The organism is Atribacter laminatus (genome assembly GCF_015775515.1).
Lineage (GTDB): Bacteria > Atribacterota > Atribacteria > Atribacterales > Atribacteraceae > Atribacter > Atribacter laminatus.
Genome location: NZ_CP065383.1, coordinates 1,989,614 through 2,013,235, shown reverse-complemented (window position 1 = coordinate 2,013,235; position 23,622 = coordinate 1,989,614). Strand labels below are relative to the sequence as shown.

23 protein-coding genes and 1 tRNA gene are annotated in these 23,622 nt (G+C 38.6%); 13 read left to right on the top strand and 11 right to left on the bottom strand.

Going from position 1 to position 23,622, the window contains the following annotated elements; all coding sequences use genetic code 11:
• Positions 1-426: 426 nt before the first annotated feature.
• Entirely contained in the window at positions 427-1,239 is an 813-nt protein-coding gene (locus RT761_RS09080) for a hypothetical protein (protein ID WP_218111106.1), read from the top strand.
• Positions 1,240-1,260: 21 nt separating this feature from the next.
• Here RT761_RS09080 and RT761_RS09075 read toward each other — a convergent pair whose 3' ends face one another.
• Together RT761_RS09075 and RT761_RS09070 are read right to left on the bottom strand one after the other, a co-directional pair.
• The gene (locus tag RT761_RS09075; protein WP_218111105.1) at positions 1,261-1,470 is read right to left on the bottom strand and encodes a hypothetical protein; all 210 of its coding nucleotides are present in this window, start codon (positions 1,468-1,470) and stop codon (positions 1,261-1,263) included.
• Between the two features lie 489 nt (positions 1,471-1,959).
• Entirely contained in the window at positions 1,960-2,817 is an 858-nt protein-coding gene (locus RT761_RS09070; RefSeq protein WP_218111104.1) for an EFR1 family ferrodoxin, read from the bottom strand.
• Between the two features lie 478 nt (positions 2,818-3,295).
• Here RT761_RS09070 and RT761_RS09065 point away from each other — a divergent pair, with 478 nt between their 5' ends.
• On the top strand, positions 3,296-4,939 hold the full coding sequence (locus tag RT761_RS09065) for an arylsulfatase (RefSeq protein WP_218111103.1): 1,644 nt from the start codon (positions 3,296-3,298) through the stop codon (positions 4,937-4,939).
• A 142-nt stretch (positions 4,940-5,081) separates the two neighbouring features.
• Positions 5,082-6,341 carry an anaerobic sulfatase maturase gene (locus tag RT761_RS09060; RefSeq protein WP_218111102.1) on the top strand — a complete coding sequence of 420 codons (1,260 nt, stop codon included), beginning with the start codon at positions 5,082-5,084 and terminating at the stop codon, positions 6,339-6,341.
• Positions 6,342-6,469: 128 nt separating this feature from the next.
• On the opposite strand, the gene RT761_RS09055 is transcribed toward RT761_RS09060, so the two are convergent.
• Positions 6,470-7,168, bottom strand: coding sequence for a flavodoxin family protein (locus tag RT761_RS09055; RefSeq protein ID WP_218111101.1), 699 nt, complete (start codon positions 7,166-7,168; stop codon positions 6,470-6,472).
• A 404-nt stretch (positions 7,169-7,572) separates the two neighbouring features.
• Between RT761_RS09055 and RT761_RS09050 the strand changes: the two genes are divergently transcribed.
• The gene (locus tag RT761_RS09050; protein ID WP_218111100.1) at positions 7,573-8,037 is read left to right on the top strand and encodes a putative immunity protein; all 465 of its coding nucleotides are present in this window, start codon (positions 7,573-7,575) and stop codon (positions 8,035-8,037) included.
• Here RT761_RS09050 and RT761_RS09045 read toward each other — a convergent pair.
• Together RT761_RS09045 and RT761_RS09040 are read right to left on the bottom strand one after the other, a co-directional pair.
• Positions 8,030-8,713: a cyclase family protein gene (locus RT761_RS09045; protein ID WP_218111099.1), complete on the bottom strand. Its 684-nt coding sequence runs from the start codon at positions 8,711-8,713 to the stop codon at positions 8,030-8,032. The genes RT761_RS09050 and RT761_RS09045 overlap by 8 nt on opposite strands.
• Positions 8,714-8,872: 159 nt before the next feature.
• Positions 8,873-9,151 (bottom strand): DUF3303 domain-containing protein, encoded by a 279-nt coding sequence (locus tag RT761_RS09040; RefSeq protein WP_218111098.1) that lies wholly within the window; start codon positions 9,149-9,151, stop codon positions 8,873-8,875.
• A 243-nt stretch (positions 9,152-9,394) separates the two neighbouring features.
• Between RT761_RS09040 and RT761_RS09035 the strand changes: the two genes are divergently transcribed.
• The 5 genes from RT761_RS09035 to RT761_RS09015 all read left to right on the top strand — a co-directional run bounded on the left by RT761_RS09035 (position 9,395) and on the right by RT761_RS09015 (position 13,105).
• Positions 9,395-9,781 carry a DUF3795 domain-containing protein gene (locus tag RT761_RS09035; protein WP_218111097.1) on the top strand — a complete coding sequence of 129 codons (387 nt, stop codon included), beginning with the start codon at positions 9,395-9,397 and terminating at the stop codon, positions 9,779-9,781.
• A complete protein-coding gene (locus tag RT761_RS09030; RefSeq protein ID WP_218111096.1) occupies positions 9,781-10,521 on the top strand; it encodes a class I SAM-dependent methyltransferase in 741 nt (246 codons plus the stop codon). The genes RT761_RS09035 and RT761_RS09030 overlap by 1 nt, the downstream gene beginning before the upstream one ends.
• A gap of 214 nt (positions 10,522-10,735) precedes the next feature.
• Positions 10,736-11,539, top strand: a complete 804-nt coding sequence (locus RT761_RS09025) for a hypothetical protein (protein ID WP_218111095.1) — start codon at positions 10,736-10,738, stop codon at positions 11,537-11,539.
• A 215-nt stretch (positions 11,540-11,754) separates the two neighbouring features.
• Complete coding sequence (locus tag RT761_RS09020; RefSeq protein WP_218111094.1) at positions 11,755-12,663, top strand: class I SAM-dependent methyltransferase; 909 nt, start codon at positions 11,755-11,757, stop codon at positions 12,661-12,663.
• 25 nt (positions 12,664-12,688) lie between these two features.
• Positions 12,689-13,105 carry a VOC family protein gene (locus RT761_RS09015; protein WP_218111093.1) on the top strand — a complete coding sequence of 139 codons (417 nt, stop codon included), beginning with the start codon at positions 12,689-12,691 and terminating at the stop codon, positions 13,103-13,105.
• A gap of 22 nt (positions 13,106-13,127) precedes the next feature.
• On the opposite strand, the gene RT761_RS09010 is transcribed toward RT761_RS09015, so the two are convergent.
• The 4 genes from RT761_RS09010 to RT761_RS08995 all read right to left on the bottom strand — a co-directional run bounded on the left by RT761_RS09010 (position 13,128) and on the right by RT761_RS08995 (position 16,828).
• Positions 13,128-13,203 (bottom strand) — tRNA-Thr (locus tag RT761_RS09010).
• A 34-nt stretch (positions 13,204-13,237) separates the two neighbouring features.
• Positions 13,238-14,344 carry a DUF4432 family protein gene (locus RT761_RS09005; protein ID WP_218111092.1) on the bottom strand — a complete coding sequence of 369 codons (1,107 nt, stop codon included), beginning with the start codon at positions 14,342-14,344 and terminating at the stop codon, positions 13,238-13,240.
• A gap of 90 nt (positions 14,345-14,434) precedes the next feature.
• Positions 14,435-15,577: a uroporphyrinogen decarboxylase family protein gene (locus RT761_RS09000; protein WP_218111091.1), complete on the bottom strand. Its 1,143-nt coding sequence runs from the start codon at positions 15,575-15,577 to the stop codon at positions 14,435-14,437.
• Positions 15,578-15,685: 108 nt separating this feature from the next.
• Positions 15,686-16,828: a uroporphyrinogen decarboxylase family protein gene (locus RT761_RS08995; RefSeq protein WP_218111090.1), complete on the bottom strand. Its 1,143-nt coding sequence runs from the start codon at positions 16,826-16,828 to the stop codon at positions 15,686-15,688.
• A gap of 317 nt (positions 16,829-17,145) precedes the next feature.
• Between RT761_RS08995 and RT761_RS08990 the strand changes: the two genes are divergently transcribed.
• Positions 17,146-17,856: a 4Fe-4S double cluster binding domain-containing protein gene (locus RT761_RS08990; RefSeq protein ID WP_218111089.1), complete on the top strand. Its 711-nt coding sequence runs from the start codon at positions 17,146-17,148 to the stop codon at positions 17,854-17,856.
• A gap of 1,257 nt (positions 17,857-19,113) precedes the next feature.
• On the opposite strand, the gene RT761_RS08985 is transcribed toward RT761_RS08990, so the two are convergent.
• Both RT761_RS08985 and RT761_RS08980 read right to left on the bottom strand, forming a co-directional pair.
• On the bottom strand, positions 19,114-20,583 hold the full coding sequence (locus RT761_RS08985) for a tetratricopeptide repeat protein (RefSeq protein WP_218111088.1): 1,470 nt from the start codon (positions 20,581-20,583) through the stop codon (positions 19,114-19,116).
• 57 nt (positions 20,584-20,640) lie between these two features.
• On the bottom strand, positions 20,641-21,159 hold the full coding sequence (locus RT761_RS08980; protein ID WP_218111087.1) for a cysteine hydrolase family protein: 519 nt from the start codon (positions 21,157-21,159) through the stop codon (positions 20,641-20,643).
• Positions 21,160-21,723: 564 nt separating this feature from the next.
• Here RT761_RS08980 and RT761_RS08975 point away from each other — a divergent pair.
• The 3 genes from RT761_RS08975 (at position 21,724) to RT761_RS08965 (ending at position 23,622) form a co-directional block, all read left to right on the top strand.
• The gene (locus RT761_RS08975) at positions 21,724-22,305 is read left to right on the top strand and encodes a DUF2179 domain-containing protein (protein ID WP_218111086.1); all 582 of its coding nucleotides are present in this window, start codon (positions 21,724-21,726) and stop codon (positions 22,303-22,305) included.
• A gap of 278 nt (positions 22,306-22,583) precedes the next feature.
• Complete coding sequence (locus RT761_RS08970; RefSeq protein ID WP_218111085.1) at positions 22,584-22,919, top strand: hypothetical protein; 336 nt, start codon at positions 22,584-22,586, stop codon at positions 22,917-22,919.
• A 451-nt stretch (positions 22,920-23,370) separates the two neighbouring features.
• Positions 23,371-23,622, top strand: coding sequence for a TM1266 family iron-only hydrogenase system putative regulator (locus tag RT761_RS08965; RefSeq protein WP_218111084.1), 252 nt, complete (start codon positions 23,371-23,373; stop codon positions 23,620-23,622).

Genomic DNA, 23,622 nt, shown 5'->3' with positions numbered 1-23,622 from the left:
AATCTCTTGAGCTCAATCTTTTTTATTCCTCTCCCTTTGGACAAAGGGAGAACGAGAGGGATTCGATTGGTTTCCAAAAAACTCAAATCCCCCTGACCCCCTTTGCTCAAGGGGGGAACTAATTTTTCCCTCGCCCCTCAGTGGGAGAGGGTCTGAATGAGGGGGGCTATCATTTTCATCTTCATCTAGTGCCACAATGTGGCATGAAGGTCTAACCTGCTCAACAAAGATGAAGATTTTCCCTTCAAATATCCTGCAAATCTTGAATTGAAGGGAAATAGGAAAAACCCGCAATTCCGCTATGAAGTAAATCGAAATCCAGTAATTAGGAGTTGCTGACATTCGGCTTATAAAGAATTGTAGTTTTGCAGAGAACGAATTCATAATTTTCTAATAATATATAAAAAAAAGAGGCTGAAAATAAAAATGAAACGGAAATATATCTACATCATCATTCCAGTTGCTGTCTTTTTTGTCCTCCTTTATCTCTTCCTCTTTGGAAGGCTATTTCCCTTCTCTCCTGTGGCCTTTGGATTTCAAAAGTACGAACAGGAAAACACTATTGTCTATATTCAAAACGGTAGCACCTTTCAAGATTACCAGGTTATTGATTCCTATCCTAAAATCGTCGAGTCTTCCCATGATCTCAGATTTTCAAAAAAGCCGAAAATATTTATTTTTTCCGATGAAAATTCCTATTTAAAAAGAGCGAGAACCAATGCTCGGTTCATTGCCTATCCAGACAGAAGTTTAATGGCTTCACCTTGGGCAATTGATGAAGCGCAAAAAGGAGTCATTTCCTTGGAAATATATCTCAAACATGAACTTTCCCATATTCTTTTGAATCAAAATATGGGATTAATCGCTGATTTTCGATATCCAAAATGGCTTATGGAAGGCATTGCCATGTATACTGCTGAACAAACGGGAACTTCTATATATCCCAGTAAAAGTCAGGTTTATGAATTAATCCGAGAGGGTAATTATTTCCCTCCGCAGTTTTACAAAACCAGCCAGGAAGAGGATATTCAAATGAATGTGGAAAATAAGATCGCTTTTTTATATTCTGAATTTGCCTATATCGTTGATTATTTGATAGAAAGATATGGAGAAGAAAAATTCCACCAATATATGACCGGGCTTTTTACTAATACCAATCATGATGTAGTTTTCAAGAAGATTTTTAATATTGCTTTTTCTGAATTTCAAAATGAATTCTTGGAATTCGTTAGAAGATAAAAAATTTAACTTAAAGATAAATCATTTTGCTGTGCCACGAATCTTAAGATAGCATCTCTTTATTTCTTCATCACTGGCTTCTTTCCCTATCATTGCACCCTTTTTAAACCCAAGGGCAAACCAAGTTTCACGAAGTGTTTCCAAAGTAGATAAATGAAGGGATATTTTCTCGACTTTTCTTTCCTCACAAACTAATTTTTTACTATCATCTTGTTGATTTTGGTAGTTCAATTTTTTTACTCCTCATTTCAAAGTAACTTTTATTCACGCATTAAAAACTTCTCTATCTATTGTATCATCTCTGTAAAATGGTATTTCTCTTTTTCGTTCCTTTCTTAGGAGTTAAAATTTACCGCTTACAATCCTGAAAGACCAGAATAAATGAAAAGTGATGAAACAAAAAAAGATAAAGAATGAATTCAACAATTTCCCTACGTGGGGGGTGCTTTACGAACGTGGAGGGTGCTTTTATATCTTTAATGATTATCCCGAGAAAAGGAAAAGAAATATGAACAAAAGATGAGATCCTCACGGCTTCGAAAAACGAAGCCTCAGGATGACACCTTCAGCGTCAGATGAGATCCTCACGGATTCATAAAACGAAGCCTCAGGATAACTGAGAAGTTGGATGAAATTGCCACATCGCCGGGTTCCTCGCAATGAAGAAGCAGTAAAAAACTCAAATCCCTCTTTATCTTCTTTGCGGAAAAGGTCGTAGGTTTATACTCTTAATTTCTGATCTTCCAGGGCTTTGACTGTTGCATAAGGGTGGGGATACCGGCCATTGGCTTGAGAATAGGATTTGATAACTCCCGGAATACCTTTTATCTGAGCTGCCTGTTTTGGACAGAAATTGACACAAGCATAACACATGTAGCAAAGTACTTTTTTATCCCATACCGGGGTTTTATCTATCATCCTGATTTTTTGAGACAAGCAAACTCGGGAGCATATTCCACAACCGTTGCAACGAGAATCTGTGTAAAAATAATTCACCCCACCGATATACTCAGAAAAACCATGGGCAAATACCACTAACCGTTCCAAGAAGAAATTAAAAAACCGGTTATAAGGTAAGCCAATTAAATAATCAGTATCTTTCTCAAGACTTCTTTCTCGATTAAGGATAACTTTAGCAATAGCATCCAAGTGTTCATTAACCTTAGACTCAATTTTTTGAATTTCTTGTGGAGTTGGCGTTTGATAATTCTCAAACTTTACGTCGTTACTATACATATTAATCAGAAAATGTGAATCCAATCGCTTTCTTTGCTTTTTCAATAGCTGGTCAACTTTTTTAAAATCATTGAATACCAAGCCCAACCGAGTAGCAACCGCAAAAACATATTGGCTAGTTTTCAGATCAATTTTTCTAAGAAATTTCCTCACCGGTATGGGGAGGGTCATGGCATGTACCGGAAAGACAAAGCCTACAACTTTTGCTTCAGTTTTTATAACCTCTTTAGATAATTGCTTTACCATCGGAATAAGTTGAGTATCTGGAATACGCTTTTGCAGTTCCTTGGCAACGTACAAAGAATTCCCCGTCCCTGAAAAGTAAAATATTTCGGTACTCATCTGGCTCTCTCCCCTTCTTTTCTTTACCGTTCTACTTCTTGTATTTTAAAAATTTAATTTCATTTTCCAAATAATATATTATTTAAGAACATATCAAAAAATCAACATTGAATTTTCAATTATTAGAGTTTGAGAAATGTTTAAAGTTAATAATAACTGCCAAATCAATAAAAATACCCTTCAATAGCTTTTAAATTAACATTATTTTTTTAAATTGAGCACAATTTCAACATTAAAAAGCTCGGAAATTTTTTACACTTATATTCTTTAACCCAATTATTCCAAGTGATAAATTCAAATTTGAGACTGCATCATTCCTAATCAAACACTTATTTATACCGATAATACAAATTATGAATATATTTTTCCTCAATATATTTAAACAATAAACCATTATAATGAGAGGAGTGTAGTTTTTTATTGATTCGTGAATCAAATTTAAAAAGCATTTAAATCATACCATTTTAAGGAGGGAACCATGGTCAGTATTTCGTCAAATAACAATGATTATTTTGATAGAAAAAAAGCCTTTCGTCTTAAAACAGCCGCTTCACTTTTTGGTGCCGCCGGTTGTCTGCTGCTGGTAGGGTCGGCGTCAGCAGCAGACCTTGAAGATGCCTTGGTTCAGAAAACGGTGCAAGTCGCTCCAAATCTGGAACCAGTCATACCTCATCCCGACCAAGAAAAAGAGGCTCTTGATAAACTGATCGCTTTTGAAGAAAAAACTGGAAAAAAACCAAACATCCTTTTCTTCATTATGGATGATGTGGGATGGGGAGATTTAGGGGTATATGGCGGAGGTGCTATGGCTGGAGCACCGACTCCCAATATGGATCGGTTAGCCCGAGAAGGTCTTCAATTGACTTCTGCTTATGCTCAACCTTCATCCTCTCCTACTCGAGCTACCATTCTCACCGGGCGTCTTCCTATGCGGCATGGTATTTTACGGCCAAGCGGTAAAGATGAAACCGGAGGATTAGAGGGAGAAATCACCCTTCCTCAGATCCTGAGTGAAGCTGGTTATGTGACCCAGGCAGTTGGGAAGTGGCATGTTGGAGAAAATAAAGGTTCACAACCCCAAAATGTGGGATTTGATGATTTTTATGGATTTTTAAGCGTATCGGATTACTATACCGAATGGCGTGATCCTTATTTCAACCCGGACGTAGCTTTGAGCCCGGAAAGAACTCAAATGATAAGAAATTTAGCCTTTGAGAAAAACTGGGTTCACGCTAAAAAAGGCGGTGAAGTCGAACCAATTGCCGAAATCGATATCCCTACCTGTTCGATCCTCGACGAAAAATGGGCTGATTACTCGGTGGAATTTATTAAAAATATGGCAAATAGCGACCAACCCTTTTTCCTCTATCACTGCACCCGAGGCGCTCATTTCGACAATTACCCCAATCCTCAATTCTTGGGAAAATCTCCCGCTAAATATCCTTACAAGGATGTCATGATTGAGCTGGACTATATCCTGGGACGACTGGTAAGTGCCCTGGAAGAAACTGGTCAGTTGGAAAATACCATAATTTTCATAACTTCCGATAATGGCCCTGAAATGGAGCTCTGGCCGGATAGCGGCTTCAGCCCCTTTAGGGGTGCGAAAGGATCGACCTGGGAAGGTGGAATGCGAGTGCCGGGTATATTTTATTGGAAAGACATGATCTCGCCCGGGAGAATATCCGATGGGCTGTTTGACCTTGCCGATTTATTCAACACCTCTCTTGCTTTAAGTGGTGCCAAAGATCAGATGCCAACCGACCGTTATATCGACGGCATTGACCAAACCTCTTTCTTACTCTCCAATAACGGGCAATCCAATCGTAAATATATTTACTACTGGTTGGGTAGAAACTTTTCGGCAGTACGAGTTGGTGAATATAAGTACATGATGTTAGCCGAATCCGATGATGACCGGGATAATTGTCTCCAGGGGGGATTTTCGGGATACATTATGAACTATTATTTTGGAAAAGCATTTAATCTCTATCTTGATCCAAAGGAAAACCATAACTTTTTTCTTCGTAAGGTCATTTACTCGGATATATTTTTAGGACCGATGAAAAGTCATTTAGCTACTTTCCAAAAATATCCTCCTAAAGATATATTAGGCGATTGAGGAGGAGATACTTTCCTTCTTTTTTCCGATCACAGGAGGGAATTCGTCTCCCTCCTGTGTGAGAATTGATAATTTAAGATTATAATAACTGCAAAGAGCAACAAGGAATCGTATAAAGATCTACCGATAAATGGGAGGCTATGTGAACTCCAATCAAACCTATAAATTCATCTTATCACCAACCCCAAAACGAACTTTTCACCTTATGGCCAAGCCCATCGGTGCCCAATGTAATCTCCGTTGTGAATATTGTTTTTACTTAAGTAAAAAGGATCTCATCGGAAGCACCAAAGCAATTTCTGACGATAATTTAGAGGAATATATCCGGCAATACATCAATGCTCAGGAAGTCCCTGAAGTCGTTTTTACCTGGCAAGGAGGAGAACCCACTCTTCTTGGCCTTGAATTTTTTCAGAAAGCCATTAACCTTCAGAAAAAATACTGCCCTCCAGGGAAGAAAATTGAAAATGACCTTCAAACCAACGGTATACTCATTGATGAAAATTGGTGTCGTTTTTTAAAGGAAAACAATTTTTTGGTTGGCCTGAGTATTGATGGACCTCAACCGCTCCACGATTGCTACCGGATTGATGCCTCCAAGCAGCCAACCTGGCAACAGATTGTAAAAGCTGCCAAGCTTTTAAAGAAGTTTGAAATACCCTTCAATACCCTTACCGTGGTTCACCGAAAGAATGCCAAGTTCCCTTTGGATGTGTATCGATTCCTGAGACAAGAGATCGGTTCCACCCGAATTCAGTTTATCCCATTGGTCGAACCCAAAGAATTCCGTACCGTTGCTCCTCAACACTGGGACCAAAATCTCCTGCCTGATTATGATTCTATGGAAGCCCGACCTGGGTATCCCGATTCATTCGTCACCGATTGGTCGGTTGATGCAGACGACTACGGCTATTTTTTGTGCCGAGTTTTTGATGAATGGTATAAGCGAGACATAGGAAAAGCTTTTGTTTTTTTATTCGAATGTGCATTAGGTCAGTGGATGGGGATGCAAAGTTCGCTTTGTGTTTTTGCTGAAACGTGCGGGCAGGCTTTGGCTTTGGAAGCCGATGGAAGCATTTATTCTTGCGATCATTTTGTTTATCCTGAATACCGTTTAGGTCATATTACTGAGGGCTTGAGTCATTTGGTGTACTCCACCAATCAAAGTAATTTCGGATTATCCAAACAAAAATCCCTCCCCCAATGGTGTCGGAAGTGTCCTTATCTTTTTGCTTGTCGGGGAGAATGCCCTAAAAACCGTTTTCTCAAAACCCCTGATGGTGAAACCGGGTTGAATTACCTATGCAGTGGATTGCGAAAATACTTTTCTCATATCGATCCGTATATGCAAGATATGGCAAAAGAACTGATGAAAAATCTTCCGGGATATAAGCTGAGATAATAGGAGTCGCTATGCAAATAGGTTGCATCATGGCATCCATTCTGTCAATCCATTTGAAGGTTTAATAAATCAAGCTTCGATATATGATTTAAAAAACACAAGGCAATAAATATTTGATTTTTTTCTCCTTACCACGGCCTTTTCTTATCCAGCCAGCCATTTTCCTTCCAATAATTCTTATCAACCTCATTCCAATTGTTTGATTTTTGCATCGATCTCATTATGGTAAACAAAAATCTTAGCCCTAACCCAGGACGAACTATCCCTATGTTTGCCTCCACTTTTCGGGAGAGCTTGGTAGTCTCCTTGTCTATTGACTCTTTCATTTTGTTAGATATCGTCTGCCAGGTAGAACCTTTTATATTTTTATTCAACCGATAAACTTTAGGAACTCCCATCCAAAATAGCTGTTTTGCTATAGATTTGGCCACTTTCTTCGATCCACCTCCGGCGGCTGTTGAAATAGCAATACCAATCTTCTGAAACATTACTGGTTTGGGACGATGAGAAAGCCACATATAACCAAGATGGTCGAAAAAAGTTTTCAACTGTCCAGTCATTTCAAGACAATAGGTTGGAGAATTGATCACGATGAGGTCGGATGCTTCCATAGAAGCAACAATGTTTTGTACTTTTTCCGCCTGAGGACAGGCGGATTCGCTTTTCATAATGCATTGATAACAACCTACACAAAAGCTTGGCGTATCATTGGGCATAAAATATTCATAGATTTCTTTATTGGTATTCGAAATTTTATCAAAAATCTGTTGTGTAATATGATAACTGCTTCCCCGGTGTGACTGCCCATGGATGACGGTGATTTTCACTATTCCCTCCAACTTTTTCAAAAAACTCTTATAATTTTTTTATATTATTTTACCTGGAAAATATATTTTCAACCAGATTCCTTACATATTGTCCAAGTATCTATTAAAGCCGCGTTGATTGATGTCAAATACATACTCAAATCTTTTTTCAAGTTCAAGTTTTACTTAAGAGTAACAAACGGATAACTATAGATTTATAAGAAAATTGAAGTAAATCCTTCTCAAATGAGGGTTAGCTTGGGTGTTTCTATTCCACGAATTGCAACGTAAAACAGAAAAAGATAATACCCTTGGGAAGGTAGGCTTCATGAATGAATTATAATATTTCACAATGAAGAATAGCTATGAGGCGAAGAATAATCTTCTTGAACATTCTCGTGTTTTTACAAAAGAAGGTTTTATAAATGAAAAAAATGAAATTTAAAGATATTTTGGAATTAAAAATGTCGATTCTTAAGCTGGCGAACAACCAGAACCATAAAACCCTGGTAATCTGGGCAACCGATTGCGCTCAACGAGTCCTGCCAAATTTTGAAGATATTCATGTTAATGACAATCGACCGCGAAAAACCATCGAAGCAGGACGAGCCTGGATTCGTGGAGAAATTACTGTGCATGATGTCCGTCTAGCTGCCTTCGCCGCTCATGCTGCAGCACGGGAAACGAATAATCAAGCTGCTAAATTCGCTGCTCGCGCTGCCGGTCAGGCAGCTTCAACAGCTCATGTTGCCAGTCATGCAGTCCACGCTGCATCGTATGCTGCTAAGGCTGTGTTCTATTCTTCCAATCTAAACCAAGCTTATACAAATACCGTCAAGGAACGTCAATGGCAACTGGAGCATTTACTCGATTTGGAAAAAGCTACCTAACTTCCATCCCTTCTAGCACCACCGCCCAAACTGGTGATGCATCCATGCCTTTTACCTTCAATCCCGGTAATGATATCAGATAGGAAACATCCTGTTGAAGCTTATCCAAGTTGATAACCCATTCAAGCAGGGGAACGTTGTTCTCCAGCAAGATATCATGAGTATTCCCCTTTGCCGGCAAGGCAAATCCGATTGAAGTATCAAACCCTACCATTTTAACCTTTTTCTCAAGAAAGTAGTGTCCAACTTCCGGAGTTAATTGAGGGACTTCATCTTTTTTGGTTGCCGTACTATGGAGAAGAACAATATCCTTTCCTTTTAACCTTCCTTGGTCCATTTCTATTAAGTGGCTTCGGGTAATAGGCGTTTGTGGGGGAAGATCAAATTTAAAAAACACCATTCTTCCAAACCAGGTTTCAACAGGAAATTCTGTAATGTCTTTTCCATTTGGAAGCAAATGATTGGGACATTCAACGTGAGTACCGAGATGACTTTTGAGGGTTACCATTAAATAAGTGGAATCATCAATGGCCGACTGATATTTTTTTAAAGGATATATCAATGATTCGTTTATAACCCGAGTGGAAATTTGATCAGGACCAAATGGCTCTTCCGGCGGAATAATGGTACTTGTGATGTCGATAGTGCGTATTTCTGCTTGATCGATTTTTTGCATTTTCGTCTCTCTCCTTGTATCTCTCAATTTGTCACAACTTAAACCAGACCCTTTTCATTATATCCTGTTGTTTATTATCTTGATAAAGAAACCATCATTTACTTCCCCTGTAATTAGTTTCCTTACAGGGGAAGTAATGTTACACATTCAACATTAACATTACAAATTTTTCATCATCTCTTGGGCATTCCTCATTCCTTCTTCTCCTGTAATCGCCGGATAAATGCTGATATCAAATACATCATCCCATTCAGCAACGGCACTCAATAAAAGTTGAGCATTATCAGTTTCAACGATTTGGATTACGTTGGGAAATTCAGTCGTCAGCCAATATTCAGCTATCAAATTAGTCCCTTCTGGATTTTTCCACTGCATTCGACGGGCTATTCTCTCCTTACAGGTCCCATTTTTTGAATTGCTTAAAACGACAAATAACATTCCCTTACCCTCCCTGATTAAATTTGTATCGGTTTTTAAGGAAGATAGTATCGTAGGAAAAGAGTGAGTTATCTGATGGTAATCTTATTGAGTAAAAAAAATTATATCACTCGGTTTTTGATTTATAAAGAATTGGGGTGCAATATTTAATTTATTGCTCATTGGAAAACCTCTCAAGAGCAGCTTTCCAATTTTAAAACCAAAGGTTATTATAAATATAATTTTTAAAAAAGAGGATCTTCTATGAAATCAAACTTAATTGCTCCTTGTGGGATGAATTGCAGTCTATGTATTGGTTATTTGAGAGAAAAAAATAGATGCCTTGGTTGTCGGGAAAATGATGAAAATATCTTAAATTCCTGTAGGAAATGTATCATTAAAAACTGTGAGATTCTTCAACAGAAACAATTAAAATACTGCTCAAGTAAATGCGAAAAATTCCCCTGTACCAGATTGAAAAATTTGGATAAAAGATACCGAACCAAATACCAAATGAGCATGTTAGAAAATTTACAATTTATTGAGGAATTTGGAATCCGAAAATTTATAGAACATGAAAAAGAAAGATGGATGAAGGAAGACAGTATTTTTTGTGTTCATCATAAAAAATATTATAAGGTGGCAAAATAATGAACTTCACTCCCGAGATTATTGATCTTTTTTTTGGAGGACTGAAAAAGCAAGGGCCAGGAGATGACGCTTATACTTTGCGAGCTCTTCGTCGCCTACCGACACAACAGTTTTCAGTTGTTGTTGACGCTGGGTGCGGGACCGGTCGCCAAACCTTAATTCTGGCCAAAGAACTTAACGCTTTAATTCATGCTATCGATACTCATCAACCCTTTTTAAATGAATTAGCCCGATGCGCTCAGAAAGTTGGAATCGATCATCTTATACAGACTCACTGCATGGACATGAAGGATATTCCTTCTATATTCCCGCAAATCGATCTCCTCTGGTCGGAAGGAGCTGCCTATACTATTGGCTTTTCCAATGCGTTAAAAAGTTGGGCATCAGTAGTAAATCCATCTGGCTTTGTCGTTGTTAGTGAATTATCTTGGCTTCATAATAAGATTCCCAATACGGTAAAGGAATTCTTTTTATCCGTTTATCCGGATATGCATACTATAAAACAAATTTGTGAAATTGCCGAAACTGCCGGTTATCAGGTACTTGAAACATTTATTCTTCCCAAAGAAACTTGGGTAAAAGATTATTACGATATTCTTGAACCTCGAGCGAAAAACTTGCTTGATCACCCTGATTCATCGGTAAGAGACTTCGCTGCCGATATTATCAAGGAAATCAAAATTTTTCACTGCTCCGAAGAAAGTTACGGTTATGCCTTCTTTATTCTTCAACGGGTTTAATGCTTTTTTTTGACAGCGTAACGAGCTTCAAAAAAGAGAGCATGAGCTTAAAAACATTGCTTATGGTGGTATCTATTGAAAATATAAAAAAAAGAGTATAATGAAAAACACTCAAAAACTCTTACTTAGCTCACACAGCAATTTCTATGCTGTTTCTAACCTGCCAAGAAAAATACTCTTTTGATTAAATCTTTTTTTCAAGGAGGAGGAAGAAATGAAAAGGAGTCCAACAAGGAGTAAAATATTCCTTTTTGCCATCCTCAGCTTGTTTATTGGTGGATTGATGCTCATAGTAGCTGGTTGCCCAGGAGAAATTGACCCCTGTTCTATTGATAACACCAAGTTTTGCGCCGTTATTAAAGAATATGCTCCCGCTTCGGTTCAAGCCGGACTCGAAGATTGTCACAATAATTTAACTATTTGCGATGGAGAAGAAATCGTGTTGTTTTGGAAAGCTGATGCTTCTTTAACCAGCAATGTCCATGTCATTGGACCCGGGGGAGAAGTGTTTGACTTTCCCATTTCAGAAGGATATGCGACCGTGATGCCCCACGTTTCAGGAGAGTGGAAAGTGACATTTTCAGGGAAATGCACTTTTACGAAATCAATTACTGTTCGTGTAATCAAAGGTCCAGAACCTTATACCATTGTAGCTAATGGAAACATCGATATTGGATTCTTTTGTGATATCAATCCCAAAAGCGTGTCTAAGAATTTAGTTGTAGAAGCAATCCGGTCTGCTCAGTGTGCTGGTGCTTCCCAATACTGGGAAAATTGGAGCTGTAAGAAAACCAATTGGGATGGTTCTTATCCTATCTTCTTTAATATCACTGAAAGAGATGGTTCAGCGAATAATACTCACCTCCCCGGACGTTGGCGCTTCGACCCTGTTGGTCTTGGTGGTACCTTTTCTTATTCAGAAAAATCTGCCTGTTTCATAGCTACTATTCGCTGTGAAAAAACTGATATCTATCCACCTCCAACCCCGACACCATGGCCAACTAGGAGTCCGCGATAAGGGGTTAATCTGTTCCCAGTTAACTCGATAGGTGTTTCTATTAATTCATCTTTTGAAATAGCGAATAAAGGGTGAGTCATTATCGGTTTGAACCAATTTATTGTCATAGGTGGCAATGTGGATTAATTCAAAGGGTATCATTAACTTTCTGCACTCCATTGCCACTGTTGAGTGTAAGCATTATATAGATAGTAAATGCTCCTAAGGAGGGGAAAATGCCAACCCTATTTTATACTGGTAAGATGGCATTCCCTTTAAGGCTTATGACAACGATGAGCGGCATTATTGCTTGGATAACTGGGAATGCTCGGGATTCTTCAGCTATGAAAGAGAAAATGAAAGATGGCTATAATGGCAAATTCTCCGATTATATTCATCAATATGATGAATTATCAACCTTTCATTACGAGAAAATAGCAAACATTCTCCTTCAAGAAATTGACTGTAAAGGAAAAAGAGTTGTCGATGTTGGTTGCGGGACAGGGATTCTTTCTTTCATGGTATTAGAAAAAGCCGCCAAGAAAATTAGTTGTGTTGATATATCTCCGTTAATGTTAGAAAAGTGCAAGAAAAAAAGTATTGATAATGGATATCCTGATGATGTAATCTCCTTTTATGAAGGTGATATTGAGAAACTCTCCTTTCGTGATTCCTCCTTTGATATTGTCTTTTGTAATATGGTTTTAGGGATGGTCCCCAATCAGCAAGAAGCGATTTCCGAATTAGCTCGGATACTTCGTCCCGGTGGCACCCTTGCACTATCCATACATGGTCCTGATCATCTTGTAGAACCTATCGAAGCACTGGTGAAATCAATGAATAAGCGTTACTATTTTACTCATCGCTTTGAATATTGGCCGCGAGATGAAAAAAAGGTGAGGATGTTTCTTATAAAAGCAAACTTAGATAAAATACAAACCAAGCGATTGACCTGGATCGATGAATTTGAGAATGGAGGGAAATTATTTGACTTTTTTGCTTCTACATCTGGGCTTTGGTGGTATCATCGATTGCCTCCCGAGCTCAGGAGCAATGAAACAGAGAAAGTTCGTACCTATTTTCAGAAGAATAATATTTCTAAAAACACCTGTGATGTAATTTTTTCCTGGGGAACAAAAAAATAAACATATTTAAAAGGTGGGAATGAAAATGCCTTTAGATGTCTTTATTAATTTTAACGGAAACTGCCGAGAGGCATTAAAGTTTTATGCTCAGATTTTTGATTTAGAAGAACCAAACATCATGACCTACGGAGAGGCTCCGCCTAATTCCCAAATGCCGGTGACCGAAGAAACCAAAAACTTAGTCATGCATGCCAGCCTTACAATTTTTGGCACTGTTGTGATGTTTATGGATACAATTCCTGATATGCAAGTCAACCAAGGAGATAACATTGTTCTTACCATTAGAAGTAAAGATTTAGATGAGGTTAAATCGTTGTTTAGTAAGATGAAAAATGGTGGAAGAATCTTGATGGATTTACAAGAAACCTTTTATAGCAAATGCTATGGAATGCTAATTGATAAATTTGGTATTCCCTGGCAATTCATCCAGGATACGGATTAGAGGTGATTATAAATAAGTCTTCTGGAGCCGGCGACCAGATTCGAACTGGTGACCTGTTGATTACGAATCAACTGCTCTACCTGCTGAGCTACACCGGCATCCATGCAAATCAAAATACTACAATAGCTGCATTTATTCGTCAAGAAGAATCGGTTGGTGCTGTTGGTTAAAACCTTGGATTCGGGATGAAGATTGATAAACGATGGTATGAAAAATGGTGTGTAGTTCATCACCTGGTTTCAGGCACAGTGCACGATTGAGCCGGATAACTTCATCCAAATCATCGGGAATGGCAGAATAGAGTTCCAAAGCCAGGTTGTAGGTTTTGCCATAAAAAGGGAATCCATAAAAACCGCGATAGACCGACCACATCAACAGATACTTAAAAATATTGACATCCCATTGAAAACCAATGCCAATCCCTTTGGATAGATTGGTGATCCCATACCAACCATCTTTCAGATTTTTAATATAAATATTAAATGCCGTCTTCATTTCCGGGGTCATGGTTCGGCTGAGGTCTACCTGATTTCCTCGCAAGTCTTTCAGGTAAGGCCAAGTGAATTCTTTGTTGGCTGGAAAAATACTGGTTCCAGAAAAATCCTCCTGATAAACCTGACCAATCACACCCTGAGGGAGATCAATAACACAATTTTCATCGAGGAAGGGTATTCCATAGGTTGGGTGATGCCCCCACATGAATTGGTATTCCTCATCGGCTTCGTTCTGAATGATCTCTTCGAACTCCAGAAGGGATTCGTTGGATTTGAGAGTGATATACTTTTTTACTAATAAAGGTGCCCTCTTCATTCTGACTTTCAATAAAACTTTTACCTCATAGGGTGTATCGGTAATAACTTCATATTTCCAGGGCAATAAAACCAATTCCCCATGAAAACCCATCGCTGCCCCTTTGTAATTGCTCGGGGTGCTGATATTCGGGATGATTTCCTGCCAGCCGCCTTCATACGTATCCATATAATTTCCCACATCGAAACTCTTGGTTGGTAAATTTGGATTCAAGGTGTTTACTTCAAGTGGGCTCCGCCACATAAAATCAATATCCATGGGCTTATAAAGCAGTTCAAAAATATCCGTCCCTTTATCAACTAAAATACTAACTCGCAACTTCTCGTTTTCAATGATAAGAGTTTTAAAGCCATTCCAAATTATTTCCTGTACCCGACAACCGTAATTACGGTTATAGTGATAAAAATTGTTATAGACCGGTTTGTCCATTCTCTTAAACCCCACTCGTCACAAATTGATAATCCATTCAAAGCATGTAAAGCATTTCACTTTTCTTGATGGTTAGTTGATTGGATTCGATCAATATTTTCCATATTCAAGACCAGCATCAGCAAAAGCCTGGATATTTTCATAAGGTGTTTCATCGAAGAAAAAGTCGCTGGTACAGAGAATCCAGTTTCCTCGTGGTTTTACTTTATCAAGCAGCCATTTGACTTTTTCTTTTATTTCTTGGGGTGATGCTTGACGTAGGAATTCAACCTGATCGATATTTCCTCGAAGAGCCATATTGGGACGAATAATCCGTAAGGCATCATCAAGATTCACATCTCCAAATGGAGGAGTAGTTACATATCCCCACACATCGATATCCAGGTCGTTATATAAATGCATGATTTTTTGGGCATCTCCACAGTTGTGGTACACGACAAAAGCTCCGGCTTCATGAATATGCCGACAGAGTCGGTTTTCGTACTCCATGACATATTCCTGGAAAAATCGAGGCCCCACTCCGCTGGTAGCTAAATTGCCACCGATTTCGACTGAATCGGAACCAGCGGCAATGACTTCCCGCAGATGAGCCATATTCCAGTCCAGGAAAAATTCCATCATGGCTCGGTAAAACCCTTCATCTACCACCGGATCCATCATCACGTCTTCTAATTTTCGAAATTGATTCAGAGTATTAAAAGCACCATGAGTTGCGACGTTAACCAGACCTTTATCCTTAACCACTTTTCGAGCTTTACTGATCAACTCGCAATCGATAAACCGAGCTGGGGGAGCATATTTGGCAAATATTTCAAAATCCTGCTTATTCTCAATGATATATTTTTCAACTGCTAATACGACCATGTAGGTTGAACTCCGATTGAAGCGCATGACCTGGGTTAAATTTCCTTCAGGGGTCTTGACCAGGGTGGTTCGGAGTTGAGAGTCGGCATCACCCTCCTTGGTTATAGTAACCTCCCAATTTTCCGAGGTTTCGGGAATATATGAGTCCCATAATAGTCCAGGTGAAAAAAGCACATCAAAACCAAAGTAGTCATGATGGGCAACAAATTTTTCTGCAACATCAAAATCCTGAGGACTAAGAAAATGGTCAATATCCGGTTTATATTGAAACATTTCATATATATTATTTAAGAAAATAAACGGTGAAACTGGCACTCGATCGGCTTTTTTTCCCTGAAAGGTGGTGATGAGTCTTTCCCGTGCATTCATTGGCTTATCTCCTCCCTATTGATTTATTCAGATTTATAACAAGTTTTCGTGACTAATAGCTTGAATAATTTCCAGTATAGCTTTACATTGGTTTTAATTGCCCTTATCTCAAATTTGGATCGGATAATGACCTTCCTGATAGGCAGTATCAAATAAGGCAAGGATGTTTTGGGGCGGAACGTCTGCCTGAATATTGTGACCCCCGGAAATGATATAGCCCCCGCCTGGAGCTAAGACTTTGATCTTTTCCCGGACTTCTTTTGTCACTTCTTCGGGAGTACCATGGGGAATGATGGATTGATTGGAAAGGTTGGAGTAGAAAACCAGTTTATTGCCAAATCTCTTTTTGATTTTTTCCGGATCCCCCATATCAAAGGCAGTCGCTTGCAAAGGGTGAATGACATCAATTCCAGCTTCATATAAGTCTTCCATAGCCCAAAGGACTGATCCGCATGAATGCAAAGCAATTTTTGCTTGGGTTTTGGATTTTACAAAATGAGTAAATTCTTTATAACGAGGCATAAATATTTTTTTAAATATTTTTGGGTTCATTATCGGACCTGACTGCATTCCCCAATCGTCGCCCATCCAAACCAATTCGACATATTTACCAACTTGCTCCAGGTACTTCTCAAAAAACTGTATTTCCCATTCTAAAATGCGATCCACCAGGATTTCTATAACTTGAGGTTCGAGAGCCAAACGTTCCATGTATTCCTGAAAACCCATCAATTCGGAAGAAAGGTAAAATAGTGAAGCGGCGCTACCGCCAATAATGGCATATTGGGTTCCTTCGTAAAGTTCTTTCGCCCTTTCTTTCAAACCAGCAAAACGAGTAGGATCAACCGGATCAGGCATTTGGTAATTTTTAATTTCGTCAATTGATGCACCTGCCAAAGGACACTGGATGCTCTCGTCGTATAGCCCAACATTTTTTCGTACGACTCCCCATTCATCAACCCAAGAGGAGTCAGCGTGAACTTTTAATTGCCAATTGGAAGGAGCACTGGCAAATACATACCGGGTATCAGCATGCAACCTCTCTAAAATGCTTTTCTTACAAACCGCCAAATGTTGAATCCGATCATATAACCGGATATCATCCTCTTCTCCCAAATAGGCAAGAAGATTTCGATAGGCAACTTCGTGGATTCCATTATGAAAATCTTGACCAACATCGATGGGAACACGGTCGGGTTCTTGATGATTTAATGCTTTTCGAAAACGCTCTCTTGAGGTCATATCATTCATTGATTTTTCCCCTTTTTGTCTTTGGTTTCAAGTTGATATACGAACTGCTCATAAAAAATAAACCAATGTCCTACCGAAAAAGAAATATTAAACTTCATCAACTTCCGGTTAAAAAGTGCGAAATAACAAGCTATTCTCTTGTTTACTATAACATATTTCTTTTCAATCTCATCTCCATATCCAATTAATTAATGATTTCCGAAATAAAAAATTTATGGAAGGACTTCATTAATTAAACCAATGAATCAGTTTAAAGGTTATAATTGGAAAAAAGGAATAGAACAAAGTCTAATTAAAACAAACAGGAGCGATTATGAATGAAATTTAACGTTGAAAAAATAACTCAGTCACTTTTAGAAGAAGGAGCTTCTCTGGTTGGTTTTGCTGATCTAAGTGGTCTTTCTCCTGATATTACCAAATCATTTCCTTATGCTATTTCAATAGCAGTTGCCCTGAACCCAGCTATAATTGCAAAAATTAACAATGGACCTACTGCAGACTATTTCGAAGAATACAAAAGAGTGAATCTTTTTCTTTCCGATTTGGGAAAATTTGCCGCAAAATTACTATTTAATCATGGATATAAATCATTTCCTCTCGAGCCGACAACTGAGAATTTCAATCGCAAAACTCTAACAACTTTTTTGCCTCATAAAACAATAGCTACCCGTGCCGGTCTCGGTTGGATTGGAAAATCAGCCCTCCTCACCACCAAGCAATACGGAAGTGCTATACGTCTTACCTCGGTGCTTACTGATTGCCCCCTGCCGACTGCAGAACCTAACAATAAAAGTCAATGTGGTGATTGTATGGTATGCGTTGATAGTTGTCCGGGCCATGCTCCATTAGGAAATAATTGGGACATAAATCATCCCCGTGAAAATTTCTTTAATGCCTTTACTTGCTTAGAAACTATTATTAAACTTTCCAAACCAGTTGGAATTGAAGGAACTGTCTGTGGAATCTGCATTGCCTCCTGTCCTTGGACCCAGCAGTATCTTACGAGTCATAAACCAAAATCGCTTTGAATTAAAGTCTTGAATTAAGGAATAAGAAAAGATGAGATTCTCACGCATTACAATACACTTTAAAAATATAGTATTAGTGAAATATCTGTAGTTTTGATTTGGGATAAGGATCTATCCTGAAAATACCATCTTATAAATTCCCCCATTGAGGGGGGTTAGGGGGGTGTGCCTTTAATCGGTCATCCTGAGCCCTCGCTTTTTGAGGGCGTGAGGATCTCCATCCAACCCCTCGGTCATCCTGAGCCCTCGCTTTTTGAGGGCGTGAGGATCTCCATCCAACCCCTCCGTCATCCTGATCCCTCGCTTTTCGAGGGCGTGAGGATCTCATCTTTTTAGTTTTTTTTTCTTCATAAATACTTTAAAGGATGAAATTCTGACGTCGTCCGGCAGAAGACACCGGACTCCTCAGAATGACTAAGTGGATGGTAGAGATTGCCACGTCGCACAAGACGCTCCTCGCAATGACCGAGCAGGAAAAAAACTCAAATCCCCCTTACCCCCTTTGCTAAAGGGGGAAACGATTCCTGGGAAGGCATTTTCATCCTCATGTGGTGCTGCATAAGCAGCATGAGGGTCTATCCTGAAGATACCATCTTATAAATTCCCCCATTGAGGGGGGATAAAGGGGGGTGTGCCTTTAATCGGTCATCCTGAGCCCTCGCTTTTTGAGGGCGTGAGGATCTCATCTTTTTAGTTTTTTTTTCTTTATAAATACTTTAAAGGATGAAATTCTGACGTCGTCCGGCAGAAGACACCGGACTCCTCAGAATGACTAAGTGGATGGTAGAGATTGCCACGTCGCACAAGACGCTCCTCGCAATGACCGAGCAGGAAAAAAACTCAAATCCCCCTTACCCCCTTTGCTAAGGGGGGAAACGATTCCTGGGAAGGCATTTTCATCCTCATGTGGTGCTGCATAAGCAGCATGAGGGTCTATCCTGAAAATACCGTGAACTGTGAAGTGTAAATCGTGAACAGTTTAAAAATCCACCCTCATCCTCAACTTCTCCCATCAAGGGAGAAGGAACTCTGAATTTTTTGTTCTTTTTTCCCTCGCCCCTCCGTGGGAGAGGGTCAGGGTGAGGGGACAACTTATTTTCATATTCATCTGGTGCTGCTAAAGCATCATGAGGGTCTATCCTAAAATTAAAAATAATGAAAAGTGATTAAAACAAAATGAAAAAGGCACACCCTCCTGAATCCCCCCTCTTTGGGAAAATATATTGAACAATTCCCCTCCATGTTCGAACTTCACCCTCACTGCTCAATAGCTCCCTCCATAGATTGAAGCTCAATCAATAAATCTTGAGCCATCTCAGTATTCAATTTTTTTAGTATTTCATACTGTTCTTTTGCCCGAAGGAAATCCCCTAACCACAGATAGGTAATCCCTAAATTAAAATGAGCTTTGGCATAATTGGGATCGATGCGAACAGCTTCTTGCAGTGGCTTAATAGCGTTATGAGGTTGCCCAGCCATAGCGTAAGCAACACCCAAAGCCCCTTGGCTTTCAGCCGATTCAGGATCAATTTGAACAGCCAGCTTTAATACTTCCAGAGCTCGTTTGTGATCTCCTTGTTTTCCAAAAAGGATTCCCATGTTGTTATATGCCAAAGATAATTGGGGATCAATATCAACTGCTTTTTCAAACTGTTCTATAGCTTGGTCATATAGCTGTAGCATTCCATACATTGCCCCTAAGGCGTTATAAACACTAGCATTATAAGGATCTAAAGAAAGTGCTTTTTCGAGAGTTAAAATTCCATCCTTTGGTTTCCCTAGCTTTCCCAAGGAAATCCCTAACTTATAATAAGCTTCGGCAAAGGTAGGTTCACGCTCGATTGCCTTTTGATAAGCATCGATTGCTTCTTCAAAATGATTGGATTGAAAATGATATTCTCCAAGTTGAAAGAGTTCTAACGCTTCCTGATTATAAAAAAGGTCAATCGTGGGAGTGGAAGGAATAGAATCTGGTGCTGGAGTTGTCAAAATTGGCTTTGCTGTTGGGGTTGGCGAAGCAAGGCCTTCAACTCGTTTTAAAGCGATATTCAAATAGGTTTCTTGATTTTCGCTAATAGCAACCATTCTGGATTCATTATTATATTCGGGATGAGAAAAATCTAATATCGCTTTGCCCACAGGAATATTTTGGAAAAAATAGGAACCGTTATCGTTTGATATTGTTTGCTGGTTCTGATCAACAATGCTGATCTTCACTCCAGAAATTGTTTTTCCGCTTAGATTGTCATAAATTTTACCGGTTATTTTTCCAAAACCAGTTGGTTCTTCCGATAACGATGTCGAACTATCTGCTAAGGTTAAATTTTTTGTTAAGTCAAAATATAAGGTGGTTTTTTGTATATTCCCCTCGGTTATTTCGCATGGTACCTTCAAAACAAAAGTAGCTTCAATACCCTTTTCGGTTTCTTTTACAGAAAGATTATCAACTCTTTCGTCTTGAATGAGAAAGGTTTTAAGCGTTCCTTTAGCAGCCTGAGTATTTTCAAAAATGAATTGTATTTCACCCTTTTCCAAATCAGTATTGTAGCTAAAATGTGGAAGATCAGCTGAAAAATCAAACGCCACTCTGGTTTTTTGTTCTTCAGAATAAGAACCATATCGAACAGTTAGAAGGGTGATTGGTTGTGCTCCATATCCAACTGAAACCATGAATCCAAGAAATACCAGGATGATTCCAAAAAAAAAGTAGGATTTGAAATTTATCAAATACCCGCTCCTCCTTATAAAATAATGGTATTCGCAACTTTCTTTTATTCAATTGTTTTAAAGTATTTCAATTCCTAAGGTATTTTTCATTTCTTTTAAGGCAAATTCATGTGCTTGCAAGTCATTTGATGTTAATCCCTGACGATAAGCTGCAACCTGATAATGGAGCATTTGCGCCCAGGCTGCGGTATAAAGAACACAGATATTGGTTAAAACACCAACGATTTCTACTTTTTCGACCTTTTTTTCCCGAAGGAGCAAGTCCAGTTCAGTGCCAAAAAAAGCGCTAAATCGCCGTTTCGGTATAATAAATTCTCCCTCTTGTGGCTTTACTTCTTCGATGATTTTTTGTCCCCAACTTCCTCGAATTGCATGAGGTGGGAAAAGTAAAAATTCCTCATCGTTTTCCCAGTGTGTATCACAAGAATAAATAATAGTGTAGTTTTCTTTTCTCTTCTGGTTAATGAGTTCTTGGCAAAATTGAATTAGCGGTTGAACATGATCACCTATATATAAAGCCCCTTGGGGTCGCATAAAATCATTCAGCAAATCGATAATTATTAAAGCATTCATCATCTATCTCCCCCATATCAAAATATGGATTTATGTTTCTTTTTTATAATTTTATTATAAATCCTTTCGGTTATCGGTTCCATAGGTTTTTATTATTGATAAACACTACGATGAGAAATGACATGGTGGTATTAGAGTCTATCCTGAAAATACCGGAAACAGTGAAAAGTGATCAAACAAAAATGAGAAATGCACACCCCCCTTAGTCCCCCCTTTAATGAGGGAATGAACATAACAATTCCCCTCCTTGGAGGGTGGAGCTTTGCAGCGGGGAGGGTGTCTTTATTTTTTAATTTTTTTATTGCTTATCCTTGGAAAAGGACAAAAAAGATTGGCTAAATGAGATTGCCACGTCATCTAATCAAAAAACGATCAGACTCCTCGCAATGACGGATTTAGAACGGGTATGATAAATCAAGCCTCTGCAAAATCTTTTTATAATTGCAGGAAATTTTTTAATTCTTAAATTATGTCATATAATAAAAAAGAAATAAAATTAGAAAAAACTAATTCTCATACTTAATCATAATACAAAAGACAGCTTTTTCTTTTTTCGGAGGGAATAAAATGAACGATTCGGTATTTATTTACTATATATTGTTTCCGGCACTTATTTTTTTAGCCCGTATGGCGGATGTAACCTTAGGAACACTGCGAATTATTATGGTTTCTCGGGGCTTAAAAAATATAGCTCCTATAGTTGGTTTTTTTGAAGTTATAATTTGGCTTTTAGCTATTCGGCAGATAATGATGAATTTGACCGAAGTTTCCTACTTTCTCGCTTATGCCAGTGGTTTTGCTGCCGGGAATTATGTCGGAATGTGGTTCGAAGAAAGGTTGGCGATGGGACATACTATTGTCCGAATCATAACCAACAAAGACATTAAACTGCTCCTAGATCAACTCCGAAATCGCAATATCGGAGTAACCTGTATTTCCGGTCAAGGATCCGAGGGACCAGTCACAGTTGTTTTTGTCATTATTAAAAGAAAGGACCTTCGCGAGGTTATTCAATTCATTAATCAATTTAATCCTCAGGCTTTTTATTCTTTAGAAGATGTGAGGCAAATAAATGAAGGTATCTTCCCTCGTAAGGGAAGCTGGTTAAATTTTCCTGGCTTATCATCTTTTAAATCTTTACGTAAATGATTTAAAGCTGTTATTTTAGGGATGAAATTAAATTCTTGTTCAGAAAGGTATTTTAGAGTAAAATATATTCAATTCATTCCTTTAAATAAGCAGTAACGCTTTCATAAATGATTGAAGTCAGAGTGAAAGTTATTTTTCTTCAAGAACTGCATAACCATTTTTCCCTAACCAACACCGATTTATTCTTTATTGAAACCTTTGAAGTCAAAAGATTAAAAAAAACTAAAAAGAACCATTTTTTCTGTTAAGATGTGGTTCAAGCTTAAAGGAGGGAAATTATGAGTATTCAATTTGGTGACCATATCTTTGACGAGCCGACCCCCTTTGGGAAATGGCAACCACCCAAACAACCCTGCATCTATGCAGTACTGGCTCATGACCCTAAAGTGAAACCTAAGCCATACCTGGTGCTCTTTTTTGGTGAATGTGAAAATTTAAGTGATCAAACTTTCTTTCGCTCTCACATAAAATATTCTTGCTGGACAAAACAAGCCGGATCAGAAAAAAACCTCTTTATCACCCAATTGAAAATGCCAGATGCCGAAGCCTTAATTAGAAAAAAGACTCTCAATACACTCATTCAAAAATTCCAACCGGTTTGTAACGAAGTTTAAAAAGCGGTTTCTCGTTGCTTTTTCATTTCCATTCTCACCTTCTCCTATAAAAAGGAGAAGGTGAGTTCGATGGTGTATTTTTTTACTATACAACTCACTTCTCAATCTTTTTTAAGTAAAACAAGGTTCTTAATTTTAATTATCCACTTAAAATCCTCGATCTGTTGAAAATTCTTCAAATTTGTAGTATATTTAAGACACCTGACCGGAAGGAAGTTTTTCTAACCGGATGGGATGAAAAGATATCGTATACCTGAGGCAAACGGGCGAACGGTCCTGTGGTCAAGGGGCAGCGAAGTTTAACCTTGAATCCATTTGGCCTGTTTGATTAATAAACAGGCTTTTTTATTGGATAAATCCTTTTTTGCCTCTTTTTTTCTTCTTACGATACCGAACTATCCCTCCTCCGGCATAGGTTATCAGCAAAGATAAGTTTCCAGGGGTGATAGATATGGTTTCCGAAAAACGGATTGGTGTCATTGGTATCATTATCGAAGACCGGCAACAAGTTCCTCAGGTCAACTCACTTCTTAGTACATTTAACGAAGTCATTATCGGTCGAATGGGGCTCCCCTATCACGAGAGATCATTGTCAATTATCTCCATTATTGTTGACGGAAGTACCGATGAAATTGGAGCTTTGACCGGCCGTTTGGGACAAATTCCCGGTATCAAAGTTAAAAGTACCTTGGTCACTCGATAA